The sequence below is a fragment of the Bradyrhizobium sp. NAS96.2 genome (genome assembly GCF_001908235.1).
In the GTDB taxonomy this organism is placed as follows: Bacteria; Pseudomonadota; Alphaproteobacteria; order Rhizobiales; family Xanthobacteraceae; genus Bradyrhizobium.
In genome coordinates, this window is the sequence record NZ_LGHK01000130.1 from 1 (window position 1) to 8332 (window position 8332).

The 8332-nt window shown below is 58.9% G+C and carries 8 protein-coding genes and 1 pseudogene; 6 read left to right on the plus strand and 3 right to left on the minus strand.

Going from position 1 to position 8332, the window contains the following annotated elements:
* Nucleotides 1-625 precede the first annotated feature (625 nt).
* The gene (locus tag AC628_RS26225; protein ID WP_074129710.1) at nt 626-829 is read left to right on the plus strand and encodes a hypothetical protein; all 204 of its coding nucleotides are present in this window, start codon (nt 626-628) and stop codon (nt 827-829) included.
* Nucleotides 830-1612: 783 nt separating this feature from the next.
* Here the strand turns inward: AC628_RS26225 and AC628_RS26230 are convergent.
* Nucleotides 1613-2329, minus strand: coding sequence for a Crp/Fnr family transcriptional regulator (locus AC628_RS26230; protein ID WP_074129715.1), 717 nt, complete (start codon nt 2327-2329; stop codon nt 1613-1615).
* A gap of 130 nt (nt 2330-2459) precedes the next feature.
* On the opposite strand from AC628_RS26230, the gene AC628_RS26235 reads away from it, so the two are divergent.
* The 3 genes and pseudogenes from AC628_RS26235 (at nt 2460) to AC628_RS26245 (ending at nt 4503) form a co-directional block, all read left to right on the plus strand.
* On the plus strand, nt 2460-2690 hold the full coding sequence (locus AC628_RS26235; RefSeq protein WP_074129711.1) for a DUF6894 family protein: 231 nt from the start codon (nt 2460-2462) through the stop codon (nt 2688-2690).
* A 99-nt stretch (nt 2691-2789) separates the two neighbouring features.
* Nucleotides 2790-3146 (plus strand): annotated as a pseudogene (locus AC628_RS43145) (ATP dependent DNA ligase); the annotation flags it as partial.
* 1177 nt (nt 3147-4323) lie between these two features.
* Nucleotides 4324-4503, plus strand: a complete 180-nt coding sequence (locus AC628_RS26245) for a hypothetical protein (protein WP_143201806.1) — start codon at nt 4324-4326, stop codon at nt 4501-4503.
* 556 nt (nt 4504-5059) lie between these two features.
* Here AC628_RS26245 and AC628_RS44240 read toward each other — a convergent pair.
* The gene (locus AC628_RS44240) at nt 5060-5674 is read right to left on the minus strand and encodes a hypothetical protein (protein WP_168193453.1); all 615 of its coding nucleotides are present in this window, start codon (nt 5672-5674) and stop codon (nt 5060-5062) included.
* Here AC628_RS44240 and AC628_RS26255 point away from each other — a divergent pair.
* Together AC628_RS26255 and AC628_RS45500 are read left to right on the plus strand one after the other, a co-directional pair.
* On the plus strand, nt 5625-5876 hold the full coding sequence (locus tag AC628_RS26255; protein ID WP_074129714.1) for a helix-turn-helix domain-containing protein: 252 nt from the start codon (nt 5625-5627) through the stop codon (nt 5874-5876). The two genes, AC628_RS44240 and AC628_RS26255, sit on opposite strands and share 50 nt — an antisense overlap.
* 842 nt (nt 5877-6718) lie before the next feature.
* Nucleotides 6719-7306 carry a hypothetical protein gene (locus AC628_RS45500; protein ID WP_245321312.1) on the plus strand — a complete coding sequence of 196 codons (588 nt, stop codon included), beginning with the start codon at nt 6719-6721 and terminating at the stop codon, nt 7304-7306.
* On the opposite strand, the gene AC628_RS46010 is transcribed toward AC628_RS45500, so the two are convergent.
* Nucleotides 7276-7602 (minus strand): hypothetical protein, encoded by a 327-nt coding sequence (locus AC628_RS46010; RefSeq protein ID WP_349510132.1) that lies wholly within the window; start codon nt 7600-7602, stop codon nt 7276-7278. The genes AC628_RS45500 and AC628_RS46010 overlap by 31 nt on opposite strands.
* Between the last annotated feature and the right edge of the window lie 730 nt (nt 7603-8332).

An 8332-nucleotide genomic window follows, 5' to 3' on the forward strand; every position in this document is an offset into this window, starting at 1 on the left:
ACAGGCCGCAGCACTCCCCCCAGGTATTGCGAAGGATGCACCGCAGAAGCTTGCCCGACAAGCTGAAGCTGGGGCAAGCATGCCCGAATGGCTGCGCGCTCCCGAGGTCCTGTCATCGACCTAAAAAGGATTTCGAGTGAAGGGATTATTGATCGCCGCTGGCATTATTTTTGTTCTGTACGTCATCGACCAGCACTTCAATCACGGGCAATACACCGATGCCGTCCAGCGCATGGCGGCTCAGATGAGGCATTCCTTTGGATTATAAGTCAGCGGCCTCTTTATCGTTGGTAATTGCGTAATCTCTCGTTGGCATTCGTGAACAAAGACGAAGCCGGAGATCGAGCCGCCTGCTTGGTCCAGAGAAGCGGCCCTCAGCGCGTTGGAACAGGCGCTGGGGGCCGCTTCACCGCGCCGATACCAGGCAAGAACGCCCCCCGAGTATTACAAGCCGAGGGGAATTCTCGAAACCGCTGCATTCAATGAAAACGGTCCTGCCCTGGCAGAGTTTGCTTTACGCTTATCGACCTAGCCAGTGCATTCCGGAATAGCACGGTGTTCCAGTTCGGGCAGGAACGCTGGGCGGCGAAAAGGCGTTGAATTGGTTTCCGTTGGATCATTTCCGATGACCAACTACCGAACTGCGCTGGTTCTCTTCGCGATTGCAGTCGCGGTCGCGATCATCGCAGCAACACTCACGACCGCCGAAAACGTAAACATGCGTATGACTAGCAACGAAACGGTACCAAAGACGCTCGGACAGCATCCGCTGCATCCGTTGCTGGACCGGCTCGTGCAGGAGCCGGTACAAGCGGCGCCGCAGCGGTGATAGTAGATGCAAACTGCTGGGATGAAACCGAAAGCCATCTTGCATCGTATTTCTCCGATGGCTCCCGAACGTGTTAATGCCGATCATGCAAAAGCCGATCGAAATCCCGGCTGAGGTCGCTCGGAAGTTCGCCGGCGAAGATGCGGGGGTTTCACGCCGAGCACGATCCGCTCAAGCGTGACGACATCGCGGCTGACACCCGGCACATCCTGCTGCAGCACATGCCCAATGGTGCGAGCTCCGGCTTGCCGATGTGCTCGAGCTATTTAAGCTGATGCGGTGATTCAGGATGACCAGGCGCGGGTGGTTCGAAAAACGAACATGGCGACGGTGGTCAGCGAGCCAGCGCGATCACGATGCATCTGCTATGGTGAACCAGTCAGGGCGACGCTCAAGACACGCCCGCGTGTGGATACAAGGATTTAGCTCCCGCTAAACGCGACCCAATCGAGCGTGATGCGATTGCTGCCGATACCCGGGACTTGTTGCAGCATCTGCCAAAGGGGGCGAAGCTTAGGCTTGCAGACGTCATCAAATTTATTTGAGCTGATGCGAAGAAAGTTTGGATCTACTCGGGTTTGGCGCCCCCGATCAGCTGAGGGTGTTTGCGACCATTGAGGCGGCCGAGGCGTGGATCGAAAACAATGATCTCGAGGAAAACAATGATCCCGAGGGTGTCGCGTTCTAGTATGAGGTCCAGGAGTGAAGCGCCCACGATTGCAGGTGCTGTCCTCGCAGAACCATAACACCGAGAGGTACCTATCCTAATTCGAAGCTCTGGCGCTACGCGCCACTGCTATTGTCCTCAACACTGTCAAAGCCGCCGAGTTGGGCTATCTTTTCGAAGTCGCCAAGGGTGACGACCTGGCGCTTCAAATCGAGGATGCCTTCTGTTCGGAATGCTTGCAGGACACGATTGACATGCACGACGCTCAGTCCAAGGGCGTCGGCGAGCTTCGATTGAGTGATTGGGAATTCAAACTGTTCGTTGGCGACCATACCCATCGCTCCAAGCCGCTGGCGCAATTCTGCAATCAAATAGGCCATGCGTCCCGAAGCCGATCGCGTGCCAAGATTAACGATCCATTGCCGGAACAACGCAGCGTCAAGAAGCGATTCGCGCCAGAGCGCCCGCGCCAAGGCCGGTCGCGTATTGAGCGTCCGCTCAAGCTGTTCGTGATCGATGAGTCCAATCTGCGCCTTTGAGAGTGTCGCCAAGTCGTGATCCATCCGCTTCAGGACCAGTCCATGAAGATCGGGCATGTCGCCCGCGATGTGAAACGACAAGATCTGCCGCTTGCCGTCTTCTGAGACTTTGGACCGATAGGCGAAGCCGCTCAGGATTACGCAGCATTGGGTGCTAACGTCTCCCTCACGAACGATGGGTGCGTCTGCCGACAAATTCTTCACCGGCGCGACGATGGACCGGAGGGCCCCAATGTCTGCATCGGGCAACTCAGAGTGTTGCCGCAATTTGCGGATCATCATCTCGATCGGCATCTGAAGATCCTTCCCAGCTTTCGAGGGGCGGGAGGCTGTCGCGGCCTTCACCCAATCCTACGCTTGGAACGGGTGAAGAAGTAACAAATTATCCCCAATCGAGAGCGATCGTTCCAACGGGGCGCCCGAAATGCCGCGGTATTTTTTTCACATCCACCATGGGGTGCGCAACGCCGACGAAAACGGCGAAGACCTTCCGGACAATGACGCCGCCTGGAAGGAGGCCACGATCACCGCGGGAAGGCTTCTTCAGGACCTGGATGGGACGTTGAAGCCGGATCTGGAATGGCGGATGGAAGTAACAGACGAGGCGGGCAATATAATATGGGTTCTCCGACTGCTGGCTGAAAAGCACCGATAGTTCGGGGGCGCCGCCTGCTAGGGCATGTACTCATAATACGGCCTCCCGACGTAGCACAGATGATGTCCGGTTAGGCCCCTCTGGTTGAGGCCGCTTCACGACATCGACGGGCGCGAGATGTTCAAGCACGCCTGCAAGCTGGGTTACGAGGGCGTCGTATCGAAGGTCGCAGACAGCATCTACCGGACCGGCGCACGTAGCCGCGACTGGGTCAAGAAAACCTGCGCGCAACGCGAGACGCTGGCGATCGCGGGCTTTGCGCTCGATGGTAACGATTGGGATGGCATCTATGTCGGCCGCCGCAAGGGACAAGAGCTGATATATGCCGGCAAGGTCGACCATGGCTTCGACAAGGCGTCAGCTGCGAATTTGCGCGAGCGCCTGACACCGCTGATCCGGAAAACGCAGCCCTATACAAAGCGCGTTGCCCATAAGGCTATCTGGGTCGAGCCGAAGAAACCAATAGCGTCAAGGGCGACCGCCTGCGCCTTATCGGTTGCCGTGGAACCGCCGATCATGCCGATCAGTCCGCCGATGACTGGTCCGGCCGGCGCAAAGGGGCCAAGGAATGGCGCTGCCGCCGTACCCAGTGCAACGCCGGCTCCGGCACCGGCAATACCACCGGCTGCCGGCAGCACACCATGTGCAGCCTCTCGACCGAATGTCTTCAACTTGCTTTCGGCTTGGGGTTGACCCCCATACTGTTTCGCCAGTTCATCGAAATCTTGCCCGGCATATTGAGCCTGGGGTTGGTTGCGCTGTTCGGTTCCGGGCCATTCCTGCCCCGGCCTTTGCCGTGTGCTATCTGGTCCAGACGAGGGGATATCGTCGAACATTAGAGGGCGATCGTTGCCCACTGATCTAAGGTAGGCGTCGGGGTCAAACGCCTGCTCAGTACCGGGCCATTGCTGCGGGGAGGGCGGCGCAGCAGAACCGCTCGTCAGGCCCACGTCCTGATCAGACAGATATTGGCGGGCACGTAGCCCTACGTCCTGGTCAGATAGGTACACTGGCGCCGCGGATGACACTCGTGGAAACCCGAAGACAGCGTTTGTAGCGTTCGGCTCGCTGCCGCTGTTTGAGAGTGCGGCACTCTGCGGTCATTCATCGACGGACGAAGAACTTCGCCTTCCGGCGACGGGGGCATGGCCGATCTCGACCCGTCGCTATTCTCACGCTGGCTGCCAGTGGTGGGTTGATGGCGCCGGGACCTCCGAGCGGACAGCCCTCACCCACACCAATGCCAAGCAGGCGTGGTGGTGAGGTCAGCGCTTGCGCGCTGAATCGTTACTCAGATCGATCCGCGGACGCGTCTGACTACGTGACCCGTGGTTCAGAATAGAGAGGCACAAAACATGCCTTGGAAGTCAACTACGCTAGAGACGCCGCCGGTCTCAAAAATACACGCCCGGCGGCGTTTCCTTCCTGAACCGGGACCACTGAAATCCCCAGCCTCGAAATTACTGCACTGCCTATGCCGCGAAAAATGCGTGGCTCCGCCCCTGGGGAGCGGAAACGGTGGTGCCTCGGCGAGTAAGGCGCCATGTGACGCACGTCACAGCGGCCTTCGCTTGGAGTTCGTATCCATCCCGCACCGTTCGGCATGGAGCCGTCGGCAACCGGGAGAAAGCAGATGAAGATGAGCAGCATTCGTGATCTATCAGCCGACGAACTGGAAGCTGTTTCGGGAGGTAAGCCGACCAGCCCTGTCAGCGTTCCTGCCAATGCGTTCGACAAGCTGCTGGCGGCGATCGACAAGAATCTTGCGATGGTGAAGGACCTGAAGCCGGGCGGCTATCTTCCGCCTGGCTAAGGTCAGAGGCCGCATTTCAAACGTTCGTTCGAGCCTCTTAGGCAGACGAGGGGCCCCGGCCACCGCGCCGGGGTCGTTTTTCGAGCGGCGTATTGGGGGGCCAGACGGCACGTCGTTACGAGCGCAGCCTTGCTGCATTGCCATTCATCGCCGAGCGCAACACTTGCGACCGGGCGGGGCGCGGCCAGCATGAATAGGATGGCGGCGCGGGTCGGCGTGTACGCCACGGACGACCCCGGCTCGCGACCGTCTCGGCCTTGCGCTGTTGCCGGACCCGCCCCCGCTGCGCCGGCCGACTCCGCTGCTCACCAACGAGGAGTAGGACGGTCGCGAGTACGACGACCCTAGCTGTTGCAGCAGCGGCTACAGCGGTCACGGCGTGCAGGGCAGGCCACTACGGCGCTCGCTTAGCGATCGCTTTCTACTGGCGCTGTGCATCTAGCCATGTGGCCGATGATAGCGGGTACCATCGCCGCTCTCAGGCACTGGCACAAAGCGACTTCATCCCCCGGGCTGTGGCTCAGGTTCCACCATGCTCGGGCATTCGATTTATGACCTAATCCGACCGATGCCTAATGACCTCGTGCAGGAGAGCTACGGAACGCTCAAGCCGTTCTAACAACGAACCCAAATCCGCCGCGCTAATCCCCTCCAGCCTCAGATTTTCGACTGAGAATGACTGGGCAATGAGTTGGTCTATTGGCTCGGCTTTAGACGTCAGGTCCGCGACCCCGCTAAGGGTACATCGAAGGTATCCGTCCGGCGTGATCGTTGCCGCAAGCGCGAGATTGGCCACGATCGCCGCCTCAGCAATCGCCGCAGGAAATTCCACATTGCAAAGAATGCTTCCCGTTGTGCGCGCGCGGTAGCCTGCGCGGTAAGACGTGGGGCCCAAGGGGCCCACCTCGCCGGTCTCCCAAAACGCTTCCACCGTATCGGTGGTTGGACACTCGGAAGCCGAACCGTCATGGTGGAACGCAGTATCGCAGGTTGCCAAGTTTCTATCCCTCGGAACGCGCATTTCGATAACGCTATCTATGTAGACGATAGTCAACATTTGCGGCCGAAAATGGGACTCATAGTCCGTGGATCGATAGTCTGCTGCGACGTTCTTTGGGCCGATGACGGCCGGGAAGAGCGATTTAGGAATAATTGGGGTGGTGGCCGACAACGTCAGGGCGCTTAGGAAGGCGGCTGAGCTCTCGCAGGAGGAGTTAGCCCATGAGGCGGGGGTGGATCGGACCTACATTAGCCAGGTCGAACGCCGCCAAAGAAACGTGACAATCGTGGTCCTGGCGAAAATCGCAAAAGCTCTGAACGTGACACCAGATAAGCTACTGCTCGCACCCTCATCTCGGAGAAAGGCCTCCTGACAGTGTGGTGGTGGGCAAGCGACGGCACCACTTTACCATGCGGTCCGATCAGAACGATCAGGATCCTCACGGCTTCCGCCAGATGCAGAGGGTGTTTCCGTCTGCGACATCATCTTGAATCTGCAATCCAGCGGTTTGACGATCTCGCGACGAGAAACGGCGTGAGTATCAGCGCACGGAATATGACCGTGCGTTTCGGGGCGGCCTCATCCGACTCCATGTCAGCGTCACCGCTGATGCAGCGTGGGACACGCAGTGCACGATCATAATTCCGCTGTCATCGATTAACGGGGCTCTGGGCTTTGCCGTCGACGCCGCCCGCCAGATCGCCCGCGAAGATGCGAGAGACGTTCAGCTCGTGCCGCACCTCGGCAAGGTTCACTAAGGGGGGGCGGCTACCGGGCCTGAGCGTCCGAACGCTCGAACGATATCGGATAGCCGGCGCGAGAGGCCTAGAGAGCCAGTCGGGCCGCCGCACCACACGCCCCATCGCTGTCCGGCCCCTATCGAAGTGGCCGTTCTAACCGTGCGCCGCGACCACCAAACCTGGGGCGGGCGAAAAATTGCAGTCCATCTTCGATCAACGGGCTGCGCCGGAGTGCCCGCAGAATCAACCATCACAGCGATCTTGGCCCGCCATAACCAATTGAGAGGCTCTCCCGACCCAGGCAGGTTGTTGAGTCTACTCGGGCGGTGCCCCCCTGAGCGAACAAGATCTGCCGGCTTCCCTTGAAAGTCATCCCGACCTCAAGATCCTACTCGAGAAGCTCAGAAATGGCCGCCCCGCCGAGCGGCGCCGCGCCCTCGCAGTAGTCGCGTCGCACAGTGGCCTGCGGACAAGCGTGGCTTGCCACATTCTCAAGCAGAGCCGATCAAGCTATGCCCGTTCGGTTCGTCTGTTTGAGGAGAGCGGAGCCGAACGCCTGTTTGCCCCTCGTATTAACCCCCATCGCAAATTCGACAGCGAGCCAGTCAAGGAGACTTTGGTCAGCGTCCTGCACCAGCCGACAGCCAATTTCGGCACCAACCGTACAACCTGGAAAATGGCTGATTTGGTGCGTGCCATGCGCGAGGAAGGGCAGCCAGCTTGCGAAGATGTAATCCGCGCGATCGTGAAAGGTGCCGGCTATCGCTGGCGCAAGGCACGGATCGTTCTGACCTCCAACGATCCCGACTTCTCGCAGAAGTTCCAACGTATCCGTTCCATTCTCGCCGATCTTAAGGCTAGGGAGGCCTTCTTTTCGATCGACGAATTCGGACCCTTTGCGGTCAAGGCACAACCTGGACGCATGCTGATCGGTCCCGGCGAACTACACTTTGTAGCGCAATGGCAGCAATCGAAGGGCTCAATCATTGTCACCGCCGCCATTGAGTTGTCATCCAACCAGGTCACCCATTTCTACAGCCGGAAGAAGACACCGACGAAATGATCCGTGTGCTGAAGGCACTCGTCGCAGAGTACCGCGATCGCACCAAGCTTTATCTTTCTTGGGATGCTGCCTCCTGGCACGTCTCTAAAAGGCTGTTCGAACATATCGATGCCCACAACGCCACCATTGGGAGCAACGGCCCACAGATTAACACGGCACCGCTTCCAGCCCGCGCGCAGTTTCTCAATGTGATCGAGCCGGTCTTCAGCGGCCTGGCCCGGGCCATCATTCACAATAGCAACTATGGATCGATTGACGAGGCTATCGACCGATACTTTTGCGAACGTAATGCTCACTTCAAGGGCAATCCACGGTGCGCGGGCGGAAAGCTCTGGGCAAGGAACGGGAGCCAGCCGAGTTCTCACCTTCAAACAACTGCAAAGACCCGAGGTTTGGATAAACGGTGGCGGTGCTCCATCGGCCAAGGCGCAACCGCAATTTACGAAAGTTGCACCTCGGTGAAAACGGAGGGCAGTCTCTGTTCCGAAGACATGACCGCGTTGGACCTTAGCGTGAGGCCTCAGTCTTGGCCCTTCCGCGATGCATGCGCCCACCGTGTCCTCGAAGGCTCGGGAGATTCATCCTGCGCATCAACGCGCAACACGCCGTGCGACTTCTCTCGGCCAAACGGACGGTTCGGGGACTGGCGGAGCAACTTGGGTTTCCGGCCATCAACGTGTTCGACAGGAAACCATGGCCTGCTTTTGAACCGGCGGCGATGCCTGCGAGCGGCACGGAATTTCTCGGCAAGATCTCGACGCCCCTTCCGATGCGATCGCAAGGCTTAGAACATGCCGCGATCTGATACCGATATTATTCTTCAGCGAGACAGGGCGTTTGGCAGTTTGTAGCGACACCATGCCTACCGCTAGCAATAAATCTTGGATGTGCAGACAACGGCTTGCGCGCCATCAGGCGACAGTGCTTTTATCTTGCGCTCTCCTATTCTTCACGCACTGCTCGCTCAAGCTGCCTTTCTCTGCCGTAACAAGGTCCTTGCATCGACGCCACGCAGCGTTGCCGGCC

What these genes read in the sequence shown, in the direction of transcription:
- AC628_RS26230 (WP_074129715.1), bottom strand. Translation starts at nt 2,329, where the DNA reads ATGCCGATCGAGATGATGATCCGCAAATTGCGGCAACACTCTGAGTTG.
- AC628_RS26255 (WP_074129714.1), top strand. Translation starts at nt 5,625, where the DNA reads ATGACGGCCGGGAAGAGCGATTTAGGAATAATTGGGGTGGTGGCCGAC.
- AC628_RS26225 (WP_074129710.1), top strand. Translation starts at nt 626, where the DNA reads ATGACCAACTACCGAACTGCGCTGGTTCTCTTCGCGATTGCAGTCGCG.
- AC628_RS26245 (WP_143201806.1), top strand. Translation starts at nt 4,324, where the DNA reads ATGAAGATGAGCAGCATTCGTGATCTATCAGCCGACGAACTGGAAGCT.
- AC628_RS26235 (WP_074129711.1), top strand. Translation starts at nt 2,460, where the DNA reads ATGCCGCGGTATTTTTTTCACATCCACCATGGGGTGCGCAACGCCGAC.